Source organism: Robertmurraya sp. GLU-23 (genome assembly GCF_052983275.1).
The window spans coordinates 1-25839 of record NZ_JBRKCV010000005.1 but is presented as its reverse complement, the minus strand read 5'-3'; the positions used below and the strand labels follow the sequence as shown (position 1 = coordinate 25839).

22 protein-coding genes are annotated in these 25839 nt (G+C 33.8%); 17 read left to right on the top strand and 5 right to left on the bottom strand.

Annotated elements, in window-relative coordinates:
- Positions 1–75: 75 nt before the first annotated feature.
- Positions 76–900 (bottom strand): tyrosine-type recombinase/integrase, encoded by an 825-nt coding sequence (locus tag ACVBAX_RS10470; RefSeq protein ID WP_447116990.1) that lies wholly within the window; start codon positions 898–900, stop codon positions 76–78.
- A 404-nt stretch (positions 901–1304) separates the two neighbouring features.
- Between ACVBAX_RS10470 and ACVBAX_RS10465 the strand changes: the two genes are divergently transcribed.
- Positions 1305–3947 carry a hypothetical protein gene (locus ACVBAX_RS10465; protein ID WP_447116989.1) on the top strand — a complete coding sequence of 881 codons (2643 nt, stop codon included), beginning with the start codon at positions 1305–1307 and terminating at the stop codon, positions 3945–3947.
- Between the two features lie 62 nt (positions 3948–4009).
- Here the strand turns inward: ACVBAX_RS10465 and ACVBAX_RS10460 are convergent, their stop codons facing one another.
- A complete protein-coding gene (locus ACVBAX_RS10460; protein ID WP_447116988.1) occupies positions 4010–4405 on the bottom strand; it encodes a hypothetical protein in 396 nt (131 codons plus the stop codon).
- An 854-nt stretch (positions 4406–5259) separates the two neighbouring features.
- Here ACVBAX_RS10460 and ACVBAX_RS10455 point away from each other — a divergent pair.
- From ACVBAX_RS10455 to ACVBAX_RS10405, 11 genes are all read left to right on the top strand, one after another.
- The gene (locus ACVBAX_RS10455; RefSeq protein ID WP_447116987.1) at positions 5260–5571 is read left to right on the top strand and encodes a hypothetical protein; all 312 of its coding nucleotides are present in this window, start codon (positions 5260–5262) and stop codon (positions 5569–5571) included.
- A 65-nt stretch (positions 5572–5636) separates the two neighbouring features.
- A complete protein-coding gene (locus ACVBAX_RS10450; RefSeq protein ID WP_447116986.1) occupies positions 5637–5927 on the top strand; it encodes a hypothetical protein in 291 nt (96 codons plus the stop codon).
- Positions 5928–6122: 195 nt separating this feature from the next.
- Complete coding sequence (locus ACVBAX_RS10445) at positions 6123–6809, top strand: hypothetical protein (protein WP_447116985.1); 687 nt, start codon at positions 6123–6125, stop codon at positions 6807–6809.
- Positions 6806–7096 carry a hypothetical protein gene (locus tag ACVBAX_RS10440; RefSeq protein ID WP_447116984.1) on the top strand — a complete coding sequence of 97 codons (291 nt, stop codon included), beginning with the start codon at positions 6806–6808 and terminating at the stop codon, positions 7094–7096. The genes ACVBAX_RS10445 and ACVBAX_RS10440 overlap by 4 nt, the downstream gene beginning before the upstream one ends.
- Positions 7093–7518, top strand: coding sequence for a hypothetical protein (locus ACVBAX_RS10435; RefSeq protein ID WP_447116983.1), 426 nt, complete (start codon positions 7093–7095; stop codon positions 7516–7518). Before ACVBAX_RS10440 ends, ACVBAX_RS10435 begins: the two co-directional genes overlap by 4 nt.
- Before the next feature lie 196 nt (positions 7519–7714).
- Entirely contained in the window at positions 7715–8077 is a 363-nt protein-coding gene (locus ACVBAX_RS10430) for a recombinase family protein (protein ID WP_447116982.1), read from the top strand.
- Between the two features lie 65 nt (positions 8078–8142).
- Positions 8143–8409: a hypothetical protein gene (locus tag ACVBAX_RS10425; RefSeq protein WP_447116981.1), complete on the top strand. Its 267-nt coding sequence runs from the start codon at positions 8143–8145 to the stop codon at positions 8407–8409.
- Between the two features lie 113 nt (positions 8410–8522).
- Entirely contained in the window at positions 8523–8777 is a 255-nt protein-coding gene (locus ACVBAX_RS10420) for a hypothetical protein (RefSeq protein WP_447116980.1), read from the top strand.
- A gap of 227 nt (positions 8778–9004) precedes the next feature.
- Positions 9005–9391: a recombinase family protein gene (locus tag ACVBAX_RS10415; protein ID WP_447116979.1), complete on the top strand. Its 387-nt coding sequence runs from the start codon at positions 9005–9007 to the stop codon at positions 9389–9391.
- 104 nt (positions 9392–9495) lie between these two features.
- The gene (locus ACVBAX_RS10410) at positions 9496–9747 is read left to right on the top strand and encodes a hypothetical protein (protein ID WP_447116978.1); all 252 of its coding nucleotides are present in this window, start codon (positions 9496–9498) and stop codon (positions 9745–9747) included.
- Positions 9748–9914: 167 nt separating this feature from the next.
- Positions 9915–10112, top strand: a complete 198-nt coding sequence (locus tag ACVBAX_RS10405) for a helix-turn-helix domain-containing protein (RefSeq protein ID WP_447116977.1) — start codon at positions 9915–9917, stop codon at positions 10110–10112.
- Between the two features lie 496 nt (positions 10113–10608).
- On the opposite strand, the gene ACVBAX_RS10400 is transcribed toward ACVBAX_RS10405, so the two are convergent.
- Complete coding sequence (locus ACVBAX_RS10400) at positions 10609–11724, bottom strand: tyrosine-type recombinase/integrase (protein ID WP_447116976.1); 1116 nt, start codon at positions 11722–11724, stop codon at positions 10609–10611.
- A gap of 206 nt (positions 11725–11930) precedes the next feature.
- Positions 11931–12128 carry a helix-turn-helix domain-containing protein gene (locus ACVBAX_RS10395; protein ID WP_447116975.1) on the bottom strand — a complete coding sequence of 66 codons (198 nt, stop codon included), beginning with the start codon at positions 12126–12128 and terminating at the stop codon, positions 11931–11933.
- A gap of 1151 nt (positions 12129–13279) precedes the next feature.
- Here ACVBAX_RS10395 and brxF point away from each other — a divergent pair.
- The 5 genes from brxF to ACVBAX_RS10370 are packed head-to-tail and all read left to right on the top strand — an operon-like array spanning position 13280 to position 23027.
- Positions 13280–13732, top strand: a complete 453-nt coding sequence (brxF, locus tag ACVBAX_RS10390; protein WP_447116974.1) for a BREX-3 system P-loop-containing protein BrxF — start codon at positions 13280–13282, stop codon at positions 13730–13732.
- A gap of 17 nt (positions 13733–13749) precedes the next feature.
- The gene (locus ACVBAX_RS10385; protein ID WP_447116973.1) at positions 13750–17451 is read left to right on the top strand and encodes a DUF6079 family protein; all 3702 of its coding nucleotides are present in this window, start codon (positions 13750–13752) and stop codon (positions 17449–17451) included.
- 14 nt (positions 17452–17465) lie between these two features.
- Positions 17466–20345 carry a DNA methyltransferase gene (locus ACVBAX_RS10380; RefSeq protein WP_447116972.1) on the top strand — a complete coding sequence of 960 codons (2880 nt, stop codon included), beginning with the start codon at positions 17466–17468 and terminating at the stop codon, positions 20343–20345.
- 19 nt (positions 20346–20364) lie between these two features.
- Positions 20365–22302: a BREX-3 system phosphatase PglZ gene (gene pglZ / locus ACVBAX_RS10375; protein WP_447116971.1), complete on the top strand. Its 1938-nt coding sequence runs from the start codon at positions 20365–20367 to the stop codon at positions 22300–22302.
- 17 nt (positions 22303–22319) lie between these two features.
- Positions 22320–23027, top strand: coding sequence for a hypothetical protein (locus tag ACVBAX_RS10370; protein ID WP_447116970.1), 708 nt, complete (start codon positions 22320–22322; stop codon positions 23025–23027).
- Between the two features lie 1379 nt (positions 23028–24406).
- Here ACVBAX_RS10370 and ACVBAX_RS10365 read toward each other — a convergent pair.
- Positions 24407–24652 carry a hypothetical protein gene (locus tag ACVBAX_RS10365; RefSeq protein WP_447116969.1) on the bottom strand — a complete coding sequence of 82 codons (246 nt, stop codon included), beginning with the start codon at positions 24650–24652 and terminating at the stop codon, positions 24407–24409.
- Between the last annotated feature and the right edge of the window lie 1187 nt (positions 24653–25839).

Genomic DNA, 25839 nt, shown 5'->3' with positions numbered 1-25839 from the left:
TGTATTCATTTAGGATATTTATACCATTAATCAAAGGAGCTCCATTATTTTGAAGCTCTTTTGATATTATTACTCTCAGTCAGTCAACCACAACTTTATGACGGCCTCATTTTTATTTTCCTCATTCGGTGCAGCATACCTCATAACCATATCAGCATTTGCATGTCCTGATAATGCTTGGACGATGCTAAAGTCTTCACCGTTTCTAACAAGTTTTGTAATAAATGTATGTCTAAAAGCATGTACATTTATATCGTATCTTTGAAAAATATGTTGAACAGTTCTTTCTGAAATTCGTTTATACCTATTCGAAAGAAATAATGCTTCATGCTGATCCCCTCGGGTTTCTAAATATTTTAAAATGGCTCTCCTAGTCTCTGGAGATAAAGGAATTTTCCGTTCCTTATTACCTTTTCCATATCTAATGGTTATTGACCCTTTCCGTTCAGTTATTTGTATATCTTCACGATCAAGATGTACTAATTCATTCAATCTGATTCCAGTGTTTATTAATAACTGAACAATTGCAAAGTTTCGGACGTTTCCAGAACGATCAATCTCACGAATAATCTTGTGGATTTCATTCCGATTTAGCGACTTTGGTGCTTCATTTAACATATTAGGTGGAGAGATTACAGATATGTCCTCTATAGTTTCTTCTTTTTTAGCCCATCGGCTATAATGTTTAATCGAACTCCAATGTTTGTTAATCGTAGTAGCTGCAAATCTTTTGCTAACTAGATAATTAACATATAATTGTACATCAGTTCGTGAGTAATCTTCTAAACTAGTGCCGGCACCTTCTAGCCACGTTTTGAATTGAGAAAGGCAAAAAGTGTATGTTTTTATTGTTTGTTTAGACTTCCCTCTTAGTCCTTCTACAAGATATATGTCTAACAAAGAATCACCCCGTTTTTTAGATTAATTTATTCCACGACAAAATTTTCTTGAGTTATTAGCCCTTTCTGTTATAAAAAATAATCAAAAATTAATCTTTTATTACGTAGAATAGTAATTCCACGACATTTTTCCACGACATTCTCCTTTCCTATCTTTAGTAGAGTATTATGGCATTTTCATTTTCATGATTCAATGAAAGGTGCAAAAATCCTTTTAAAAGTAAACTTATCTCATAAAATACTTACCCTAAAAATTTGAAAGCGATAATAAGTTCACATATTATGTAGCTGTAACCATTGAAAGAAAATTATTTAGAGGAGTTGATTTAGAAAACTAATTAGAAAATTTCATCAGACTACAAACTAAAATACCATGCTCCTCCTTTTAAGAGAGGGGGGATAACAATGGTTAAAGAAAATACAATTTTAATAAACGGAGTTAAAGTATGTTTAGACTCGGAAGGTTTTAATCAAAAGCCTAAGAAGAAAGATACTATCGCAATCTCAGGAAGAATTGCAAAACAAACTACAGTAGTCACTCTTGCAGAATTAATGAAATCTATAACGTTACCAAATGCGCAAACATTTACGCCGGGTTACTTTCAAGATGGAAAGCGATTAAACGAAAAATGGGCTGGTCAGCAAGTATTTGCTTTAGATATTGATGGAGGACTACGGATTGATGAGGCAATTAAACTATCTGAGGAAATGAAAGTTAGTCCAACTTTCATATATTCTTCATTCAGCCATTCAGGGGATCAACATAAATTTCGAATGGTATTTTTGTTAAATGAAGAAATTCGAGATGCCAGAGTAAGGAAGGTAATCCAGACATGTTTGACTACATTGTTCCCTATGGCAGATAGAAACGCTAATGATGAGGCACGGCTACTATTTGGCGGCAGAAAAATTGAACATATTAGTGATTGCGTTATCACAGTTCCTAAACTTTTAGATGCAGTGGTTAGGAAATTAAAAAAGGGAACAAATTCATCAAGAGAAATGAAGAAATTTTGTGATGTGAGCAATCTTGCTTTATTAAAGGGGTATCCCCACTATAAGGTTATAAATGATGAAGATATACCAGAAGGTGCTAATAGTTCAATTTATATCTCTTTGAATAAAAACCGCACTAACCCTATTAATTACTATAGGACGCGTGCGGAAATTAGTCATTGCGATTACTATTTAATGTTTCAGCAAAAAGCCAATTTCGATGATGAGCATAACGCGGATTTATTTCAGGAAGAAGACATTAAATTGATTCGGAACTTTCCCTTTGCAACCCTAAACGAAAGGTGTAGACTTTATCGACAGGCTATTACTGGAGAATACTGGTTGTATCATCATGAAATGTTTGGTTTAATGACCAATTTACTTAATATAGAAGGTGGTCGGTCACAAGTTATCGATATTATCAATTCTAAAAAAGAATATCTTCAGAAAAAAGAAGATTGGTCATTGATGATGAATCAAATAAAGAAATTGAACTACCTTCCAACAAGGTGTGAATCATTCTGTCCATTTTCTAATGAATGTACACATGCAAAAAATATGATTGAACAGGGAAAATTGCCTCGTGGAAGTGTGCAAATAATAAATCAGCCAGTTTTTCAGGAAGTTGATGAGGTATATAAAAAATTAGAGGCCCTGTTTCAGGAACTTCTTAGGAAAAATGAGAATGGAGTTTATGTCATTAAGGCACCAACAGGAATTGGTAAAACAGAATTGATAGTCAACAGTGCCAAGGAAAATAATTTCAGTGTTGCGTTTCCAACGCATAAACTGAAGGATGAAGTTTCACAGCGACTAAAGGAACAAAGTGTAAAGCACTTTAAAGTTCCAGAATTACCAATGCTTGAAGCCCCCTTTAGCGAAAAAGTTGAACACTTTTACAATATTGGTGCATATAAGGCTGTAAATAAATATTTGCGTAAATTATCATCTGATAATGATGAAATCAGAATTTTCCTTGAAGAGATAGATAAAACTAAGAAAATAAACGGTGAAATTCTTCTTACAACACACCAAAGGGCTATTTATACTACCGATGATTCCAATTCAACTATTATTTTTGACGAAGATCCTATCCCTTCTCTATTTCCTATTTCTCAAATGAGGCAATCCGATCTAATTTATGCTTTTACAAAATTGCAAGAAAATCAGGATAATAAAGATGTAATAATGGCACTACAAAAGATGATAATTGATGCTCCGTCAGATGTGGTACATGAGCGCTCTTCATTTCTGCTACCCTCAGTTAAAGAAATGGAACATACGATTATTGAAGATCCGAATATTCATTCAGATATATTGGGGTTTTTGAATTGCGATTATTTTATAAAAAAGAGAGTGAATGATAAAGAGTGGGTTTATTTTATTAACAGGAACCAACTTCCAGAAAATAAGAAAATTATTATTTTAAGCGCTACTGCTAATGAATGCATATCTAAACTTGTATTTGGAAACACTGCCCAATTTTATGATTTAGGTGAAGTAAAGCCTAAAGGTAGTATGCTACAAGTTACGTCTAAAAGTTTTAGTAGGTACACGATTAAAGAGAATGAAAAAGATTTGAAAAGGATGGCAGAAAACCTTATGAAACGGTATAATCCCAGCAGCGAAATTATTTCTTATAAAGATTTTTTTCAAATTAATCGGGAGGAAAAACTTTATTTTGGAAACACTGAAGGAATCGATACTATGAAAGGTAAGAATATTACAATTATTGGTACACCGCACATAAATCCTATTGCATACTTGTTAATAGGTGTTTGTTTGGGGTTTCGCATGGGCTTGGAAGAAAGCCGTATGGAATATAGACAAGTTGAACGGAACGGATTGCGATTTTACTTTACTACATATAATGGCGAATCCTTACTAAGAGAAATTCAGTTCTACCTAATAGAGAGTCAGTTGATTCAAGCGATAGGACGGGCGCGTGTTAATCGGTATCCAGCCAAAGTGCTTATTCTTAGCAATTTACCAGTTCTAGGTGCTGATTACATATCTTTTTCTCAAAAAGAAATACAGGAAATAATGAAATAGTTAAAACTAGAAAACGCACAGTTTCAATGGTAGCTGTGCGTTTTCTAGTGATTATTTAATTTTCAAAAAGGTATATCTGCTTCATTTATTTCTAAGGGTATATTATGCACATTATCATCAATATACCAGCTTGTAACTGGAGGCATACTTATAAACTCACTTAAATCCAAAAGGTAATCAGCCCCATTAAACTGGATTCCTTCACGGGATTTTGGTAGTATGACAAGGTCAATATCTTTATTGACTGTTAGATATGTTATAAACTGTTCCCAACCCGGCATTTCATCGTGGGCATCCGTTCTATCAAGGTCAAAGAAAATGGCTGTAAGTTCAATTTGCTCATATTCAACAGATTGTTGATTTTGCCTTTGAACGTGTCCAATAACTGCGTTATAAAATTTACCATCAAATTCATGTTCTTTGGTTACGAAGTAAGCAACTGCTTTAATTTTCCTCATGTTATCCCCCTCATAATTCTCATTTAATAAGGAGTATAACAAAAACTAAAAAAGACCACAGCTTTATTTGTTAAAAATATTGATAAATATTAAAAGTGTAAAAAGTTCAGATGGTTTGTCCGATCAAATTAAAATAATGTTTCTAGTTAACAGTTCCAATCTAGAATAGAAAAACTTTCCCAGATCCTGTAGAGAATTAGATGCAAGACTTTTGTTAAATGGCAATCATTAATAATGAACGTTAACTAAAATAATGATTAAATCATCTCACAAGGGTTAATAAACATTATAAAGATTATTAAACATTCATTTTTTCATTTTTTTCGGATAAGAATCATTTATTTCATAAAAGTAATTGGTATACAAAGCGAAATAAATAGAAAGTTCATATGAAAAAATTGAAAAAAATACTTAATTCAATGATATTGGCAGCATTTAATGTTTTTCACAATATTCAAGCCGGTATAGCCTAAAATAACTTATTTTAGGAGCTATCAAACATTTAAAAGGATGATAATTTATGATGGTTTTGAGAGGTACTTTATGAACTTGATGTCGCAAATTAAACAATATAAAGAGGTTGGCAATTGCAAATGACTGGATATTATTGAGTGGTTTTCAGGAGTAAATAAAAAAAAATTAAAATTTTTATCAAAAATTTTAAAACGTTGATATATAAGGATTTTTGTCTAAAATTGGTAATATATATATTTCCAAACTTAGTATTAGAGCGCTTTTCGGTTAAATTTAAGGGTTGTCAAACTATAAAAAGGTGTAATATACTTCTTATCAACCGCAGCAAACGAAAATAAAAGATTTGTTGACTGGTAATTTGTAAATGGGAGGTGTTCAAAATGAAGAAAATTATTAAAGGGAAAATTTATGATACTGATAAGGGAAAATTAATTGCTGAATATAGTAATGGATTATTCAGTAGTGATTTTAGACATGTTTATGAGGATTTATATTTAACTTACGGGGATCAATTCTTTATACATGCTCAAGGTGGTCCACTGTCTAAGTACAGTGAATCTAGTGGGAATTCAACATGGGGAATTGAAACTATTATTCTTTTAAACAAGGATCAAGCATATGAATGGCTAGAAAAACATAACAAAATCAACGAAATTAAAACTCATTTTCCACAAATGATTCGAGAAGGTTAATATTTTTTAAAAACTATTATAAGGGTGTAAGTGATTGCCCTTCCCAAAAAAAGGAGGAGATACTTATGTACAAAAAAAACAAAGCATATGGCTATGTTTTAGTAGAAAAGGAATTTGCCAAAAGTAACCATGAGTATTATCAACAAGTTCTTAAAGGTTTTGAAAAAGTTTGTAAACAAAAAAATCTAAAACTAGTAAAAGTTTATGAGGATAGGTTTATTGATGAGAAAGCACCTCAACCTACTAAAGAATTTTGCAAACTCTTAAGAGTAAAAAATAAGGATGATTATCTCATAAACTTTTCTCTAGGTCACTATATGATTATGTCACCAGATGGTCAACTCGAAATTTTATAGATATTTGCGGTATCTATATAAAACAAATTACCAAATTGATAATTAATTGGTTACACATATACTACCACAAGGTTAACTTCTTGTGAAGGGGAAGTTGAAGAAAACTTTAAGAAACTTTTCAATAATTTAGCTCTTACCCAAGCCGTCTGGGTAAGAGCAATCAAAATAGAGAATTTATATGAGGGGGAATGAAATATGTTAAAAAAAGCAATGGGGTTAGTAATTTATGATCCGAAAAAATCAAATAGTAAAACTATTTTTAGAAAGTGTAAAGAGATTATGGAACTTTGTGAGGTACAGGGGCTTCACCTTACAGAATTCGTTTTTCGTAAAGACCCTTTAGAGAATTCTTTTCCATCAGAAGCAATAGGTGAAGAAATGTATAAGTTAGCAAGCAGAGAATATGGAGTTGAAATCTTTATTATTCATGATAAAGACCAAACACCTCACAAAGAATTAGAAATTGACGGAACTAAGGATTTAGAAATAAATATGGAAGGATTATCGGAATATTTGGCAAACGAAGTATTAATAGAAAGTAACAGTAAAAAGGCAGTGGGCTTCGTATTGGCTGACTTCCAGAAGTCTGATAATGAACTAATTGACTCACTAGGTGATGAAGTAAAAAATCATTGTAAGGAAAATAACACGGAATTCCTTGGTTTCTTCATTATTGATGATGATATTGAAAACCCAATTACCAAAGAAACTTTTGCTGCTGAAGAACTAATTACATTTGTCAGTCAGGAACCCGGTATCGATGTTTTTCTTGTTCATGATAAGCCGATGTATTCAGAGGAAATGCGTTGGAAGAACGTTGGACCATTAGACAATCATATAATTGAACTTATTGAAATTTTAAACGGAGGTGAAGGCAAATGAAAAAAGTTTTTGGATATGTAAGTGTCAAAAGAGAACACAGGAATCATCCTTACCACAATTTTATCATGGAAAGTTTTCAAAAGGTGTGTAATCAAAATGGCTGGGAATTGATTAAGGTGTATGAGGATGTCTGCTCTTCTCCAAAAGAACCACGAACTGCACAAATTCAAATGCACAATGATTTAGCAAGGCGCAATGACATCGATATATTACTCTCTTATGCTTTTGGAAAACTATTGGTAACGGACATTTCTGGAAGTATAAAAAGAAAGAAGGTGGCAAAATGAGTAATGCAATTGCTTATGTTATGACAGCAACACAACAATCATGTCGTGATCATGTAAAAAGACTTAAAAATAAAATTCATGACTTTTGCAGGATCTATGACATCGAACTCCTTAACTTATTTGAGGATATCGTAGATTACGAGTTTCACAACCCAATCAGAAACGGTTCTGCTGGAAAAGAAATGTTGAACTTCATTGAAAGGGATTCAGATTCAATTGATTTTTTCCTAATTAACGATTTAACGGATTGTGTTGAGGAAGAGGAATGGGACCAATTAAAAGCCTTTTTTACAAAGCATAACATTGAAGTTGTTGAGTTACTCATGTGGGAAAAAATAAGGCCAGTTATGGACCCTAAGTTAAGACAGGAACTCGAAAAGGAAATTGAAGGCCTTCATAATTTTAAATTCATCCAATGGTGAAATAGTAAGTAGTTATCGGATATGGAAATATGTAATTAGGATATGGGTGGCATGATCGGCAGGTAGCTGCCCCAAAAGGAAAAACGGTTCATTTAGCAATTATTAGAAATTTGATAAATATTAAAAGGATTTTAAAGGGTGCATTCTTACTTTTACTTTACAACACATCCCTTTCCGACAAAGGGAGGATGATAATATGATAAAACCACTAAAATTGGCAGTGTGCTACATTAGAACTGCCTCATTAGAGACAAATGTAGAAAATATTGTTCAATCAAGACAAGAAGAAATATCAAGGTATTGCACTAAAAGAACAGTGTTAATAGAAGAAATTATTGTTGACAGAGGTTCTAGTGGTCTATCTCCCTTGGTAACCAGAATAGGTGGCGGAATGCTCATTGATTACATTATAGAAGGGGAAATAGACTATATAGTTGTTCCCCATCTCTTTGAATTGAGTAGGGATTGTGAGGAACTCCTTTGCCTTTTGAAACTACTTGAGGAAAAGGGAATTACGCTTATAGACCTCTCGGTATTAGATTCAGAAAAAATGCTTTGAAAACTATAAGAAAAGGTAAGGTTTATCAATAAAAAACCAATTCTTTATAAAAAGGAGGAATTTGAATGGATAATAAAATGAACAGTTACCATATTGGAGAAATTACAGGCAGTTTTGGCATAAAGATTGCAGGTCTAGACGTTTGGTTTGATGAAGGCGAACTTGTTTATATTATTGCTGAGATATTTGACGAAGAGGATTCAGATTATATTTTATGGTACTTCATTATGAAGCCTGTTAGTAAAGATGTGCTAAGGATAAATTCAGATTTCGTCAATGTGAAAAGTCGTGGAAATGTTATGAGATTTTCACATTTCAACGAGTCACAGTAAGAAAAACGTATTCAATGAAAGTGAGAAATCAAAAAATACAAAAATTCTAAGAAGGGTGCCATTATAAAAATGTGATCATATAATATCCCTTCCTATACGAGGGAGGAATTCTAATGTTATACGAACATTTTAATGATTTTCATATCGGAGAAATAACAGAAGGTATTGAAGAAAAAATTGACGGTGTTGACGTTCGGTTTGATGAAGGCGAACTTGTTTATGTCACTTCGGAAATGTATGACCCGTTAGACCCAGAAATTATTATATGTTTTCTCGTAAAGAAGCCTGTTAGTAAGGAGGTCATAGGGTTAGATACTAAATTAGTCAATCTATTATGTCTTGGGGATGTCTTACGGCTTCCATTTTAGGAGTTACAAAAAACATAAGTATATGATGAGGATTGAGACTAATATTTTATTGACTTCCTAAAAGGCATACAAGTGGCTAGAAAAAAGAAAGGAATATGAAGCGATAGAAAAAATTCTTCTCAGATATGATTTCTGAGGGGAATTTCATTAGGGAAAGTCAATATGGTGAGGGAGAAAGTTGTTTAGTAAACAACTTTCTCCCTTCCAAAATAAAGGAGGTTATACAAATGAAAAAATATAGCATTGTTTCGACTGTTCCATTTGGATATAGATTAAACAAAAGTCAGGGTTATAACATTCAGGAAGTTGAAGCAAAGGTTGTAAGAGAAGTCTATAGATTGTTTTTAAAATATCAATCTATAAAGAAAGTAGGTAATCAAATAAATAGTAGTTCATTTATTTACAAAAGAAAGTTCAATCTAATAAAAATTAAGCATATTCTCGAAAATTATGTATATACAGGGGCTTTAATCTACAATAAGTATCCGGTGGAGAACATTAATTTGGATAATAAAATACTGGTTCAAAATATCCATGAAGAAATTATTCCAATAGAGGACTGGATTAAAGTCCAAAGCGTTCTGTCTAAAAAGTTTTCAAAATCTCTAGGTTAATGTGAACAAAAAGGAAGAAAATTGTTGTTTGAAAATTATAAGGAAGGTGCCTTTACACTAAATTCAACACACTATATCCCTTCCTAAAAAAGGGAGGAATTCTAATGTACGAAGAAATTAACAAATTCCATATTGGAAAAATTAAAGAAGGTTTTGAAGATAACATTAAAGGTAATGACGTTTGGTTTGATGAAGGAGAACTTGTTTATGTCATTTCAGAATTATATGATCCAGAAGACTCAGATATCATTGTATGTTTTGTCATAATGCTGCCTGTTATTAAGGACGTCCTAACAGTAGATTCCGATTTTGTTAAAGTGTTAAGTCATGGAAATGTCTCAAGGTTCCCATTTTAGGGGTGATATAAAAACAAAGGTGTATAGCGATTTCCTACATTTTCAAATAGGATTTAAGTATTTATTTATTAAAAATAAGAAAGGCCAGCATTTATAATAAAATTCAGAGCATTTTATTTACAACACATTTCATCATACGTCTGGCCTCCATTTAGGAGGTTGATAGTATGTATAAAAACGAAAACGAAATTCCATTAGTATTGACTGTAAAGGATGTAGAAGAGATATTGAATATTGGACAAACTAGTGCATATGAATTAATGAATAGTGGTCAATTTTATGTAATCAAAGTTGGTAAGCAATTGAGAGTTTATAAATCGGTATTTTTGAAATGGTTAACAAATGGAGAAGGGTTTGCATCTTAAGGTGCACTCTCTTTTTTTAGGTAACATAACAAAAACATTTAACAAAAGATTTCCTTGTTAATATAATATGCAATAAAATTTATTTGAAACTTCAAGTCTATAGCTAAACTTTATGTACCAATTATTAAATGATATAGTAAGCAATATATAATGAAGAAATCCCTCAAATTATTAATTTAACTTGGCGAATCTCGGTGGGATTTTGGAGGGGGAAAAGATATAAATAGGCATAAAAAGAAATGGTTAGGTGAAAAATTGTGGCATTGAAATATGTCTGAAATGCTGAAAACATAAGGCTTTTTAAGACTAAATAGGACTAACTGGGAAACAAAAGTTCTACTTTGACAGGGTGGGGGTCGGGGGTTCAAGTCCCTCACAGGTCATAATCTACATAGGGTTAAAACCCTTGATGTGTAAGGGTTTTTAAAGGTTATACCACTTTTCATGAAGTGGTATTTTTTATTGGATTTGGTTCGTGGCAACACTGTGGCAACAATTAATCAGATTCACCAAAAATCGTTTGATCAAGACGATTAGAAGCATCATGTTGCATATTAGGAAGCAAATGACCATATGTATCCATTGTAGTAGTAATTCTGCTATGACCTAATCTTTCGGCAATTAATTTCATCGGTTCATTTTGAGCAATCATTAATGCTGCGTGAGTATGTCGTAAATCATGAAAACGAATGTGTGGTAGCTCTGCCTTTTCGGTTAATATTTGAAAAGCTCTTGTTAGGTTGCGAGGGTGATAGGTGGCACCATTTCCCGCACAAATAACTAAATCTAAATCTTTATGCTCTGATTCAAAAAACTCCCTTTCAATGTCTTGTCGTACTTTATGTTCAAGTAGTGCTTTCTTAGTAGTAGGTGAAATCGTAACAGATCTTACACTACCCTTGGTTTTTGCACCTTTTTTGAGTGTTTTCCCATCTTGTTCTAAGGTTTGGTTTACGTACAATACCTGTTTTTCCAAGTCAACATCTTTCCACCGCAATCCTAATATCTCACCTTTGCGTAAACCAGTCATAATAGCTAAGTGAAAGGCACAATACATTCGGTTATTCTTCGAGCATCTCAAAAAATGTTGAATTTGATCGATGGTCCATATTTTCATTTCTTTTGGTACTACTTTAGGTTTGTCCACTTTAGCTGCAGGATTGCTAGCTAAATCACCAAATTTCACAGCCTCATTAAGACATGCATTGACAATATTAAAAGTTCTTTTTATTGTGTCATCTGCTAATCCTGCTTCATCCATCCTTGCGATAAATCTTTGAATATGCTGTGGTTTCATTTTAGATAATGCGATGTTGCCTAATGATGGGGTAATGTGATTTTTAATACTTCCTTTATATAGAGAGACTGTACTATTACTTATGCCCCTTTTTTTGATTGAGAGCCAATCCTCAATATATTTTCCGAATGGTACGTTCTTGGATTCAATATATGTCCCCTCGTTCAATTGAACTTCTAGCTTTCTTAATGCTTCAGTTGCTTCTTTTTTAGTAATGAAACCCCGTTGTTTTTTTTGTCTTCTTTTCCCGCTTTCATCGTAATAATTTACAGCAAAGTACCATGATTTGCGATTTTTATCTGGATATACTGGCATGTTTTACTCCTCCTGAAATGCGTCACCCCTGTTCAAATTTGTTACCGATAGTTTCATATTACAATGAAATAACGTGATTTGAAATTCTGGTGCCCAATATTTTAATAGTTTTGAGTAACTGTTGATAGGTGATATGAATGTATAATTTCTAGCTCTACTTTTGCTATCAATATTATTGTAGTGAAAACTTTTAGGATTTTAAGAGCTTAGTTATCTATGTCTGTCCCTTCGAGCCAATTGATGAAAACCTTTTTTGAGATTTTGATACGATTTCCTATTTTAACGGCATGAAATTTCCCTGAGTGAACTAGATCGTATGCTTGTTTTCGACCTATGTCTAGAATACATTGAATATCTGATACGTTTAACACTTCTGGATAGTCATTATAGTTTGTTGTTTGCATGATTTATGATCTCCTTCGAGTTTTTGTTATGAGTATTTTTAAGAATGAAAGAAGCACTGTGTGATTTGCTGTATCTTCTAGTGCTCATCTGTATTTTTATTTTACTTTTGAATCATAATCAAAGCGAATACGGCCAGTGAGAGGGACATCACATTTGGGTTGATTGTTGAAGGGTGAAGTAGGGGATTTCTCACTGTTCATAGAAATGCTCTTAATTTCTCAAAAAAACGTCTAATTGCTCGGAAATTACCGTAGAAAGTTTTTTTTGTACTTGGTGTTAGAAGAATTTTTGAATGAATTGTGGATGGTTAGCTTTCGTTTACCAAACAATGGGATATCTCTATAGTGGGTAAATTTTTTAAAAAAATTCTGGAGGGGGAGTTGCTTTAACCTGATTTTCGGCTAGTGAAGTTCGGCGCCCCCCCTTTTTTTTCTATGGCAGTATGCTTTATTGGTTTACTTACTAAAAGGAATAATTGGAAGTGATAGATAATAAAGTTCATATGTTGATCTGTTAATACCTAATAATTATTCTAGTGAGAGAGAGGAATTGAGATAAGACATTACGAAAACAAGAATGGATACTTTATATAGTGCGAGATCGGTAAACGAAAAGCAGCTGAGAGCTGAAAAAGATAATTCTTAAAAAAGTAAGTGACTATAAAAATTAAACAAAGTGAAATTATTTCTTATTTTAAAAGTGAACTAGATGCAATAATAATTGAAATAATTTATTGGGTACATGAAAATATCGATTTGACTGGAGATTTGTTGGAGGTAGAGTTACATGATAATGAATTACAAAGTAAACAAGGTAAGTGAATTATCAAGTTCACCAAAAAACTCAATAGCCTTAATTGATGAACAAAAATAGGAGAAGGACGATAAAAAGGGAACATAAATTACAAAATGCAGGTGAATTTATTCATAATAAGTCTCGTGATAGATAGAAATTAGAATAATATATGTGCTTATCTAGGAAAAGAATGTGCTATGCTAAATTGTTTGTACGCTTTGATAGATATATATACATTTATTGACATAGTAATCTTTTGCTTGTTTTAATCCATGACTATTCTAAAAGTTATATTAATATCCTGAAAGATTATGTAAAATTTAAATAGTAGAAATATTTATCTGAAGGTGTTGCTATGCGTACAGAGTTAGTAAGAAAAATCGAGCAGGGGATAGAAAATATCTCATCTAAATATTATAGAATGCTTCTTGTTTGCGAGCATCAAAAAGGGAATTCTGTTCAATACATGGGTGAGAGTCAACATTATCCTGTTTTAAATATTAGTCTAATGCTCAGTGAAAGACTAAAGGAATATCCGAGTAAGAGGATGACAAGTAGGGTTCATGTTTTGTTGAGTGAAATTCTCAAGGAAGCAGAAAGTGATGTGATCTGTTTAGAGCATATTGAAATATTGTTTGACCCGAGCCTTAATCAAGATGTAATTCAACTTTTGCAGTCCTTTAGTAGGAACTATACTCTTATCATTTCTTGGAGAGGCACATACGACGGTAAACGATTTACATACGCGGTACCTGGACATCCTGAATACTATGAGTGTTCGGATTTTGACGGTATCGTAATTACGTGAAAGCGGGGAATATTTAGATGAAGTACCGGGATTTAGTTCAATTTGAACCAATTGAATCTGTCATACAGTTGACGGATGCAAATGATAAAGAACGAGCATATCAGCTTATTGATACATATGTGATTTCTGAAAGAATGTCTGAACAATTAGACGAAGCAGTTATAGAACAACTCCAGTTTCATCGACCAGTGGACAACAAAGGTTTGTTTATCGTTGGTAACTATGGAACAGGTAAATCGCATTTGATGAGTGTGATATCAACAATTGCTGAACTAGAAGGGGCAAGCACTCATATCCAAGACCGTCGTGTAGCTATAAAGGCCAAGGAAATTGAAGGGCAATTCAAAGTGATTCGTACAGAAATAGGAAGTGTTCGTACATCTTTACGTGACATTTTGTGTGAGGCAATAGAAGAAGGGCTTTATAATATAGGAGTTGATTTTAGGTTTCCTCCTGTTGACCAAGTACGGAATAACAAAGACTCATTAATTGAAATGATTGGACTTTTCCATGAAGTGTATCCTGATCACGGGCTACTTCTTGTAGTGGACGAGCTTTTGGATTATTTAAGGAGTCGTAAGGAACAGGAATTGACTTTGGATTTGGGATTCTTGCGTGAAGTCGGTGAAGTCTGTAGCAAGACACGTATGCGTTTCATTGCCGGTATCCAGGAGATGCTTTTTGACAATCCAAAGTTTGGTTTTGTGGCAGATTCACTTCGTCGTGTAAAAGAGCGCTTTGAACAAGTTCGTATTGTTCGTGAGGATATCGCCTACGTTGTATCGCAGCGTTTGCTTAAAAAGGATGAGAGACAGAAAGCTTTAATTCGAGAACACATAAGTCAGTTTTCTTCTTTATATCATCGATTAAATGAAGATATAGATACATATGTGAACCTATTTCCCATTCACCCAGCCTATTTATCTACTTTTGAAAAGGTAAACGTGGCTGAGAAGCGGGTGGCCCTAAAAACGATAAGTAGTGAAATTAAACGAATACTTGAAGATGATGTACCTGTGGGAACACCTGGCCTAATTTCTTACGATAGTTACTGGAAATTTATCGAAGAAGACCCATCTTATAAAAGTAACCCAGATATTCGTGAAGTGCTAGATAAATCTCGTCTATTAAAGGATCGTATTCAAAATGCATTTACAAAAAAAATGTATCAACCAATGGCTATCCGAATTGTTAATGCTTTGTCTGTATATCGTTTAGCAACAAGTGACATTTTTGATAAAGTGGGATTAACTCCTGATGAACTTCGTGATGATTTGTTTTTGTATTCGACAATGAGCTTAGACATGTTATTGGACGATGATAATCCGTCAGACCTTTTAAAAACAACTGTCGAGGCTGCATTACGTGAGATTTTAAAAACAGTTAGTTTCCAGTACATTTCTACGAATGAAAGCAATGGACAGTATTTTTTAGATTTGAAAAAAGATATTGCCGTGGACGACTTAATCGAACAAAAGGCTGAGACAATTGAAGACGATAGGTTAGATAGCTACTATTATGAGGTTCTTAAGCAAGTAACACAAGTGGCAGAAAACACGTATGTGACAGGATATAAAATATGGAAACATAATTTACCTTGGGAAGCTCATAAAGTGACTCGCCAAGGCTATTTATTCTTTGGTGCACCGAATGAACGTTCGACTGCGCAGCCAGAAAGAGATTTTTACATCTATATGTTAAAGCCGTTTAGTGACATGAAGTTTAATAATGAGCAAAGATCTGATGAAGTCTTTTTCCAACTTACAGTGAAAGAAGAACAATTTGTCCGTTTATTGAAAATGTATGCTGGAGCAAGAGAAATGGAGATTTCAGCAACATCTGCTACAAAACGATTATATGAGTCAAAATCTACCTCTTTTTTTAAAAAGCTTGTTACATGGTTAAATGAAAATTTTGTGCATGTTTTTGATATTACTTATCGAGGTAAAACAGCTAATGTTCTTGAATTCGGTATGCTACTTCCACAAAATGGGACTGTTTCCGAAATTATAAATACAGTCGCAGAAGGGTTACTAACCGATTGGTTTGAAGAAAAGTATCCTGATTATCCAACATTTAGAAAGCTTCAAACTACATATTTAAATAAAGAAAACTTGCCAACATATGTTTCGGATGCACTGCAACAAATTTCGGGTAAAGAAACTAGACAAGGAACTGCGATATTGGACGGATTAGTTTTACTTGATAAAAATGGCAAGTTAAATGTCCGTAAGTCTGGCTACGCAAGATGGGTACTAGATCATTTAAATGAGAAAGAACACGGACAAGTTTTAAATGCAACAGAATTATTAAAAACAGTCACAATTAAAGGTACAGAGGATGTTCGATATACAATTCAATATAAAATGGAACCTGAGTTATTTGTAGTTGTATTGTCTGCATTAGTATACAGTGGTGAACTAGTGGTTACAGTAAATGGAAAATCATATGATGCTATGAACTATGCAGAATTTTCTCGATTACCATTAGGACAACTTACATACTTTAGTCATGTAAAACAACCAAGTGGACTTCCTATTGCGGCAATTAATGCACTGTTTAATCTATTCAATGTGCAGATTCCAAACCTTGAGGAAGTGAACTTAACACATGGTATACGTTTAGTTATTGGAAATGCTCGTGATAAAGTACAGAAAGTAGTAGGCATGATTCCTACTATTCGAACAGGTTTACCAATTTGGGATGGTACACTGTTTACGACAGCGGAAGTCCAAGAGTATGTAAAGCAGTTAGTGCATTTGAAAGAGTTTTTAGAAGGCATTCAGCGCTATGATACACCAGCTAAATTGCATAATTTTAAATTTTCAACGGATGATATTGAGTCCCAAGCTAATAATCTACATGTACTAGATAAACTAGAAGGACTAGAAGCAAATGTAAAAGAGTACACAAATGTTGCGAATTATCTTGCTCAGGCAAAGCTTCATTTTCATCGGAATCATGAATGGAATGATAAAGTTGAAGCTGCATTATATAATCTCTCTGTTATGTTAAAAAAAGGACAAGATTATAGTAATGAAGTTCGTGTTATTGAAGGGTTAAAAGAGGAGTATATTTATTTGTACATGCAACTACATGATAAATCTAGGCTTAATGCTACAGAAGAAATGAAGAAAAGTAGTCTGTTAAATGATCCACGCTTAAAAGCTTTGAGAGAGTTGGCGCAAAAAATTGATATTCTTCCAAACCAGGTGTTAACGGATTGGCAAAACAAAATCGAATTTTTAAGAGCATGTTATCAATTGAGACGGGAAGATTTACAACATACAGCAACATGTCCTCATTGTAAGTTTAGACCAAAGGAAGAAACAGCTATCTACCAGTTTAAACTTGAGACATTGGAAGTTGGTTTAGGGGAACTACTAAATAACTGGACCGATACTTTGTTAAATAACTTTAATGATTCAACGGTAAAGGAAAATATTACTTTCCTAAGACCAGAACAACAAGAACTAGTACAGCAATTCATCACAAAGCGGGCTTTTACAATGCCAATTGACTTACGTTTGATTCAAGCAATCAATGATCTATTGAAGGGAATTAATAAAGTAGAAATCACATTAGACCAAATTACAAGTATGATGGCTAACGGAAGCCCTTTGACAGTAGAAGAACTTCGTAAACGCTTTGAGACGATGATACAAGAAACAGTAGGAAATCAACCGGTCAATCGTATCCGTGTGATGTTGAAAAAATAATGAGGTGAAGTGGAATGTCGAAGGAGACAGAACAGCTCTCTTTTTTAAATAACCATACAGAAGCGGACAACCAATCGGTTGTCTGCTTAGGCAAGAATTTTAGGAATGATGAAGAGCGGAAATCATATTTTAGAGAAGAGCTAAGAAAGAAATTGCCAGAGTTAAAGAAGATAGAGGGGTTTCCAATTGGTGATGATGAGGATATTATTGCTTTGTCTGATCCACCTTATTACACAGCTTGTCCGAATCCATGGATTAACGATTTTATTAAGGAATGGGAAGAAGAAAAAGTAACTACATATGGGCGAGATTTAGAGGAAGAGTATCACAGAGAACCATTTGCTACAGATATTAGTGAAGGCAAAAATAATACTATTTATAATGCTCATAGCTATCACACCAAAGTTCCATACAAGGCAATAATGAGATACATACTTCACTACACTAATCCAGGAGATATTATTTATGACGGTTTTTGTGGCTCAGGAATGACTGGGTTAGCTAGTGAATTATGTGAGAGTAAAGAAGAAATTCAATCGTTAGGTTATGTTATAAAAGGCAAATCAATTATCAATGAGGACAAAGTTGCTTTTTCTAAAATAGGATATAGGAGAACTATTTTAAATGATATTTCTCCAGCAGCTACATTTATCACCCATAACTACAATAAAAAATCTAACAAAGAAACTAGTTCGGATTATTTATTCAATTTATTAGATAAATTAGAAGCAGAGCTTATATGGTTATACAAAACCTTTCTCAATGAGGAAGATGAATCAAAGTTACAAAGAGAAATTGAAGATATAAAGTCTATTTCTGACATCAAAGAGTTCGTCAATAGACATAGCAAGATATTAACAACTACTAATTATTATATTTGGAGTGATATTTATATTTGTAATAACTGCACGGAAGAGATTACATACTGGGATGCAAATGTAAATGAAGATGAAAAATCTGTTAAAAAAAATTTAGTATGTCCCAATTGTAATGCTGAACATGAAAAAAAGAATTTAGAAAGAGTTTTTCATACTAAGCGGGATTTAATCGATGGCAAATTAATTAATCAGCCCAAATTGTCCCTAATTAAAGTCAACTATAATACAGATTCAGGAAGGAAAGACAAGAGGCCAGGAAACTTTGATAAGAAAATTCTTGATATCTTAGAGTTAGATACCAGTTTTAATAAAGTAAAACCCACTGAGGTTTATAATGGAATCAAGACTATTGAACCTTTACGGCTTGGCATGAATAAAGTTCACCATTTTTATATGGAAAGAGTTATTTTAATTATTGCCAATTATTTAGATACTATTTCAAACACCAAAAATTATAATGAAGGTCAATTCTTATTAGGTAGTGTCCTTCCTAAAATGACCAAAATGAATCGTTATATGCCTCAGTATGCTAGTAAAGAGAAAGGATTTAGAGCTTTGGTTGGTCCAATGGCTAATGCTTTATATTTCCCACCACTATCTGTTGAAAATAACTTTTTCTCGCAAATTAGATTTCAGCTTAATAAGATAATAAATGCTTGGAATGAATTTTCAGGTAATGTCATCTCTACTCAAAGTAGTACTAAAATAGATGTTAAATCTGAAAGTATTGATTATATATTTATTGATCCTCCTTTCGGGGCTAATATTATGTATTCTGAATTAAGTTTTGCAAGAGAATCTTGGTTAAAAGTTCTTACTAACAATAAAAAAGAAGCAATCGAAAATAAAGCTCAAGGAAAGAGCCTTAATGATTATTCAAAACTAATGATAGAGAGCTTTAGGGAGGCTTATAGAATCTTAAAGCCTAATAGATGGATTACTGTAGAATTCTCTAACACACAAGCAAGTGTATGGAACGCTATTCAGCACGCTTTGCAAGAATCTGGATTCATTATAGCTAGTGTAGATGCACTCAATAAACAACGTGGTGGTTTTCATGCAATGATTACTACAACCGCTGTAAAACAAGATTTGGTAATTTCTGCTTATAAGCCTTCAAAAGAAAATGTTAAAAAGATGTTATCAGAAAAAAATACAGTAAATTCAGCTTGGATATTTGTTGAACAACATTTGCAACAGTTACCTAGATTTCTAGGCTCAAAAGGGGAAGCTTCGGTTATTGCGGAACGTACACCACGTATCTTATTTGATCGCATGGTTGCATACCATGTTCAAAATGGGTTACCAGTCCCTATTTCGTCTCCGGATTTCCAGGCAGGTGTTGCCCAACGATTCCTAATGCGTGATGGAATGGCGTTCTTGGAAAGTCAAGTAGCAGAATATGATAAAAAGCGTACTCTTGTAAAAGATTTTACACAAATGAGTTTATTTGTCTTAGATGAAACTAGTGCTATAGAGTGGATTCGTCAACAACTTATGAAAAAGCCACAAACACGTCAGGATTTACATCCTAGCTTTATGAAAGAAATTCAACATATTTCCAAACATGAGGTGTTGCCGGAGTTAGATGACTTACTTTTTCAAAATTTCCTTCGTTATGAGGGTGATGGTTCAGTACCAGATCAAATTGCAAGCTATCTTCGTAAAAACTACAAAGATTTCCGTGGTTTAGAAAATGACGATTCCAATTTGAAAGAAAAGGCATTGAGTCGCTGGTATGTTCCTGATCCTAGGAAGCAAGCAGATTTGGAAAAATTGCGTGAGAAATCATTGCTACGTGAGTTTGAAAGCTATATTGAAGATCTTAATAAGAGTAAAAAGAAGATGAAACAATTTCGAACAGAAGCCATTCGAGCTGGGTTTAAAATGGCATGGAGCGAAAAGGATTACCAAAAGATTGTGACAGTCGGTGAGCGTCTTCCTGAAAGTGTGATTCAAGAGGATGATAAATTACTTATGTATTACGATAATGCCCAAATCAGGCTAGGACTATAAGTGAACAAGGGGAATAGAGATGATGAATTGGCGAGATCAAATTTTAAGACAATTTAATCCAAACAACCCTTTGTATCTTGTTCTTGATATTGATCAATTGCTTTTAGATGAGTTGATATTAACATGCTTGCAGAATGAGAAAATAATAGTGGTCAATCTTAGTGATAGCATTCTTTTTCGTTATGAATTTGAGCGTGAGTATCGAACTAGAATTGACCAAAGAGATGGCTGTCTGCTTGTAAGAATGGAGGGGCAAGACTATAATTTATTTCCTTATGACTTGCTGCAGACTGGTCAGCGGGTTCGACTTGATATAGCCAATATCTTTTCAAAGTTTTCAGCACAGATTATAAGACAGCTTAATTTAGAAGTATTAGATGCCTTGTATGCCGCCCACGAGCGGTATCAAGGCTCTTCTTCAAATAAAGATACTCTAGATTTTCTAACCAAGCATATTTATAAATTGCCTTATGATTTAGTATATACACGCGCTGAGCTTTGGAAGCTGTTGCTTTCCATACATTACGAAATGGAATCCATTCCAGATATCGTAAAAGAGTATATCGTGGATACACTCAAGCAGAAGAAGGAATTGATAGAACTGCCGATTAAGAAGCTTGTTTTCTCATCTTCTTTTTTCTATAGCTATCTTGGAACAGAATGGAGTACTTTTGTTCATCAGGTTCATGATTTAGCAATGACACAAAGTGGAGTTGCAGTTAAGGATTTAGGATATTATGAAGCTCATCCCTTCACAAACCTATATGTTAAAGGCATACTAAGTAATTTGTTCGAAGAATGCTTACTTAAGCCAGTAGATGGTCTTTCTGCTAACGATTTACCTGCTTGGATGCATGTTGGAATAAAGATGGATACTAAAAGAAATGACACAACTCAATTAGAACATTTATATAAACGATTAAAAGATTCGACTATCAGCGAGTATCGTTATAAAGAATGGATTAAACTTGCTGAATTATACGGACATTTTAAGAGTCGAGCTGTATTAACCGGGACATATCTCCAGCAAGTAGCAGAAATTTCTAATCAAATTGATACACCATTTGAAAAGTGGATGTTGCAGCAGTATGGATCGCTAAATACCTTACCACATTTGCCGTTACCTAAGATGGTGCACCATATTCCACATTATTTAGCGATACAACAGGAAAGTAAGTTAGCCTTGCTAGTTGTGGATGGGATGGGTTTTGTTCAGTGGGCCCAAATAAGAGAGGAACTGATTAGACAAGGCCTTGCTTTTGAAGAACATGGAGTATTTGCTTGGGTTCCAACATTAACAACTGTGTCACGTCAATCTATTTTTTCAGGAATGAAGCCATTATATTTTGCTAACTCCATATCTACTACAAATAAAGAATCTACATTATGGAATACTTTTTGGGAGAATCAGGGAGTACCGCGTAAAAATGTTTCTTATCAGAGAAGTCTTGGTCAGGAGATATATGAAATGGAAAATATTTTTCCATTAAAACAGCCAAATGTAAGAGTGTACGGTGCTGTAATTGATATTGTAGATCGTATGTTACATGGTGCCGTACAAGGAGCAAGAAGTGTATCTTCCGAGTTAAGAATTTGGTTAGAAACCAACTATCTATACCGTTTGATTAAGGACTTACAGGGAGCAGGATTTACTATATATATAACTGCAGATCATGGTAATCGAGAGAGTGTTGGAATTGGCCGTATTTCCGAAGGAGTTCTTGCTGAAACGAAAGGTGAACGTGTTAGAATATATGATTCAAAAGATTTAAGAGACTTTGCAGCTGAAAAGTATGATCAAACATTGAAATGGAACGATATTGGCTTACCAGATGATTTTCATGTACTATTAGCTAAGGATGGTACTGCATTTGTAAATCGTGGAGAGACGATTATGGGCCATGGAGGCATTAGTATCGAGGAAGTTGTTGTTCCATTTATAAAAGTAATATCTTAAGCAAGAGGTAGGTTAATATGGCTAAACCAATAGGATTTGATCAGAAGGTGATGCTTCATCATCTTGACTTCACAGCAAATGAAGCTAGAAGATTAGAACGTAAGGAAATGTATGATGTATTGGATAACTTTCTTCGATCTGACATTCAAGGTGCGAAATCTAGAAAAAATGTAATTACAATGTTGATGAAAGTATGGTTTTTGGTTGGGGAAAATTATACTTCTATTCGTGAAAAAGCTTTAGGGATGTTCCCGTTTTTGAGACAGGAAGAACGGGTTTTACTTCATTGGTGCATGACGATATTAGCATACCCATTTTTTTATGATGTAGTTAGGGAGATGGGGCTTCAGATTCGTATGCAGGATATGGTACCCAGCCAAGTTTTAGGTCGAAGGATGAAAAGCCTTTACGGAGAACGACGTAGGGTGGAAGTTGCAACAAGTGCTGTATTAACAAGTATTAAGGCTTGGGGGATTACGGAACCTAACAAAAAACATTCCTATTCATTGTCTAAAAAAATTGAAGTACATTCTCCAGAACTGAAACAGTTGATAGCAGAGGTTCTAATTTTATGTAGTGATGCACACTTTCTTCCATTAGAACTAATGAATAACAATGTTCTATTCTTCCCTTTCGATTACCATATTAAAGTAGGGGACTTGACTGCAAATAGATTTGAACTAATAAAAAGTATAGATATGACAATGGTAGAGCTTAAAAGCTAAATTCCCCTTATTCACTTAAATAGGTGGTCTTTTATAGATAGGGGGATGTTCATGTTTAGAGCAGGAGATGTTGTAAAAGGCCCACAGTTTCCTGAAACAGTTGAGTTTAAGAAATGTAATCCTATTCCTCTTTGCTTGCGGGCGAGGGGTGTTTCCTGACTAATTAGGGGCTAGTTTAGAAATAAGCTTTTAACCTTTGATTAACTATCATGTTATCTATATTTATCAACTAGATATATACCCCTACTGAATTGAAAAGTATTGAACTTTGTGGTATTAGTGTACTGTTAGGGTGGTACTTTATAAAAGTGCAGACTACGGCAAAGAGGTAGTTCCCTTTCTCTCACGGATTCTATTATTGTGAGTGTACTACCTGACACGTTAGATATTGGGCTATCGCTCACCGAATGTAATCTTCTGTCTCTCAAGGTAGATATTTTAATCATTCTTTTTTCTTTCACTAAAGGTAGGTATAATAATACCTTCGGCAACTGGAGTTTTTGGCTCCCCCATGATAGTACAATTAAACTGATATAGTTAAAAATATCTATTAACATATGGGTTATATAATTACTGTGAATTATATGTAAGCTAATCACTAACTTTGTATTGGGATTTTAAAACCTTCACATAGATAAATTTGAGTCGATAGACGAAGGGAGAATTCTATGTAGAGTTCAGCTGGCATGATCCATATACAAATCTAACTGAAGACTGGAAACACCATTATTTCAAGTTTGGTATCAGCACTGAAATAAAAATGAAAAGCATGGTGAAGATGTTATTGTTCAGCAGGTGTGTGATAAGGCAGAGCTTACTTGTCCAGTGAGGTATGTAAATGAAACGTGGTTATCACGGCAATCTCTCAAGCATAGAAGTGGATAAACAAGAGGGGTAGAACTGTTTTCTTCTTTCATGCTATGGGCTTCTATCAAACCTGTACACTGCAAGTTCTCGAACTGAATTCGTATGTATCGCAGGTTTAATTCCCTAATCTATTTCAATAGACTAGGAAAAAACAGAGTGCTCTCTAAGCATTCCGTTTTTTCTATGTATCAATCTACTTATTATGAAACTTCTTAAATACATCAAAAATATAAGTTGGAAGGGTGAAGTGTACCCGTGTACTTTATCCTTGTGGTATTATTTTCTATATTGTACTAAGCCTATTGGACATATGAATCTTCATCCAAAGAGGCTTAGTCTTTGTGCTCGATTTCCTCACGGTAAAGGGTGTTTTTTTGTAAGTAGGCTTGTTTCAGGGCGACTTTGCCAACTTCCTCAAACCGTCTACTTGCAAAATAAGAGCAGAGCGGTACAAGTGGCCCTACTCAGATGGTTCATGATAAAATCCATTCTGTAGATATCTTCTGATTTCATCAGTCTTCAAGCAACCTAGCTCTTATCTCCTTGTGCTTCGGATTGTTCGGATTAAGTTGGATTACTCCATCTTCGTCTATCCTTAATACATCCTCTGGGGACACACTAGCGAAGATATTATTAAAATCAAATTTACTAGCAATCTTGCGGTTCATATACTGAGTTATACGGAGCTGCCTTGTCTGTTTAATTGTAATCGTTTTCTGAGATTTAAAAGCAGTCCTAATTAAATACCTCCTTTTCAATATACCACTACCTTTCAGAATTCTTACAACTATATTACCTTCATTTAATGTTATCAAAAATGACTGTAATTGTAAAAAAATAACCAAAAATGGAGTAGGGATGGGCAGACTGGAAACAAAAAAAGAACTAAAAAATATGAACCTGAACTACTTAAGGAGGGGAAGCTCTATCTCGGTTACCTACAAGCCTGAAAAGGTATTACACCAACATATGCTGTAGATTTTATTGAACGACTATTATTTTATGGAGATATTCGAGAGAAGTTTCTATAGGATATAAAGAATATTAAAAGAAAATGACATAATCTCAGCCTGGAGACTATCAGTCGTATTCCTATGGGAAATGATTTTTCTTTTTCTCGGCATCTGCGGACTTTACACTTCCAAGAAAGAATTCCATTTCCTTATTTGCTCGATATCGAGGTAAGGAAAACACCTATTCATGTTGACCGTTTAGAAATATTCTTATCACCTTCGACGATCTATCATGTTACCCACTTCTACCAAACTAGATATATTTTCTTAATGAATAGAAGATATTTCATCCCTTCATGTACAGGTTTCTCAAACTATGAAAGGATGCTCTTCAAAAAGAGCGGTCTACGCTAAGAGACTGCTCTCAGTCTCTTATAGATTCTCTTTCTTGTATGTGTGCAACCTAACAAGTTGGCTTTCACAGCTCCATCACTTGTTGTGAATCTTCACTCTTCCCATGGGAGTGTGATCTATCCAGTTGAAAGTGTGCAGTCCCCTTATTAAGAAAGTCCTACTAATAAAATATATACCTGTAAAACCTGGGGGAATTCTACCTTGTCATAAAATAGACGTAATTTTGTCACATGTTCGTTTGAATTATGACAATACAAGAATGAAACGTAACTACTTACAATAAATGGGTGTTTTGATTTCTTTCTACTAATTTTATATTATAACACGCTAAAATGGCTATTCTTGACAACTATTACTAGGGAATATTTCATTTTATAAGATTCCCTTATGGTGGATGGTTGTCGTAATTCGGTGTATGAATCATTTTCTGTAAACAAAAAAAGGAACTCAATATAATATGGTACCTGTAGTAAGGACACTTGAAAAAGAGTGTTTTATCTACAGGTATTTTTTTATATACTAGAATTTCAACATATGGGGAATTAGGGGACGTCATGAGTAAAATAACATTTACAACT

What these genes read in the sequence shown, in the direction of transcription:
- ACVBAX_RS10425 (WP_447116981.1), top strand. Translation starts at nt 8,143, where the DNA reads ATGGATAATAAAATGAACAGTTACCATATTGGAGAAATTACAGGCAGT.
- brxF (WP_447116974.1), top strand. Translation starts at nt 13,280, where the DNA reads ATGCGTACAGAGTTAGTAAGAAAAATCGAGCAGGGGATAGAAAATATC.
- ACVBAX_RS10460 (WP_447116988.1), bottom strand. Translation starts at nt 4,405, where the DNA reads ATGAGGAAAATTAAAGCAGTTGCTTACTTCGTAACCAAAGAACATGAA.
- ACVBAX_RS10415 (WP_447116979.1), top strand. Translation starts at nt 9,005, where the DNA reads ATGAAAAAATATAGCATTGTTTCGACTGTTCCATTTGGATATAGATTA.
- ACVBAX_RS10410 (WP_447116978.1), top strand. Translation starts at nt 9,496, where the DNA reads ATGTACGAAGAAATTAACAAATTCCATATTGGAAAAATTAAAGAAGGT.
- ACVBAX_RS10455 (WP_447116987.1), top strand. Translation starts at nt 5,260, where the DNA reads ATGAAGAAAATTATTAAAGGGAAAATTTATGATACTGATAAGGGAAAA.
- ACVBAX_RS10395 (WP_447116975.1), bottom strand. Translation starts at nt 12,128, where the DNA reads ATGCAAACAACAAACTATAATGACTATCCAGAAGTGTTAAACGTATCA.
- pglZ (WP_447116971.1), top strand. Translation starts at nt 20,365, where the DNA reads ATGATGAATTGGCGAGATCAAATTTTAAGACAATTTAATCCAAACAAC.
- ACVBAX_RS10380 (WP_447116972.1), top strand. Translation starts at nt 17,466, where the DNA reads ATGTCGAAGGAGACAGAACAGCTCTCTTTTTTAAATAACCATACAGAA.
- ACVBAX_RS10465 (WP_447116989.1), top strand. Translation starts at nt 1,305, where the DNA reads ATGGTTAAAGAAAATACAATTTTAATAAACGGAGTTAAAGTATGTTTA.
- ACVBAX_RS10445 (WP_447116985.1), top strand. Translation starts at nt 6,123, where the DNA reads ATGTTAAAAAAAGCAATGGGGTTAGTAATTTATGATCCGAAAAAATCA.
- ACVBAX_RS10430 (WP_447116982.1), top strand. Translation starts at nt 7,715, where the DNA reads ATGATAAAACCACTAAAATTGGCAGTGTGCTACATTAGAACTGCCTCA.
- ACVBAX_RS10420 (WP_447116980.1), top strand. Translation starts at nt 8,523, where the DNA reads ATGTTATACGAACATTTTAATGATTTTCATATCGGAGAAATAACAGAA.
- ACVBAX_RS10370 (WP_447116970.1), top strand. Translation starts at nt 22,320, where the DNA reads ATGGCTAAACCAATAGGATTTGATCAGAAGGTGATGCTTCATCATCTT.
- ACVBAX_RS10435 (WP_447116983.1), top strand. Translation starts at nt 7,093, where the DNA reads ATGAGTAATGCAATTGCTTATGTTATGACAGCAACACAACAATCATGT.
- ACVBAX_RS10385 (WP_447116973.1), top strand. Translation starts at nt 13,750, where the DNA reads ATGAAGTACCGGGATTTAGTTCAATTTGAACCAATTGAATCTGTCATA.
- ACVBAX_RS10450 (WP_447116986.1), top strand. Translation starts at nt 5,637, where the DNA reads ATGTACAAAAAAAACAAAGCATATGGCTATGTTTTAGTAGAAAAGGAA.
- ACVBAX_RS10405 (WP_447116977.1), top strand. Translation starts at nt 9,915, where the DNA reads ATGTATAAAAACGAAAACGAAATTCCATTAGTATTGACTGTAAAGGAT.
- ACVBAX_RS10440 (WP_447116984.1), top strand. Translation starts at nt 6,806, where the DNA reads ATGAAAAAAGTTTTTGGATATGTAAGTGTCAAAAGAGAACACAGGAAT.
- ACVBAX_RS10400 (WP_447116976.1), bottom strand. Translation starts at nt 11,724, where the DNA reads ATGCCAGTATATCCAGATAAAAATCGCAAATCATGGTACTTTGCTGTA.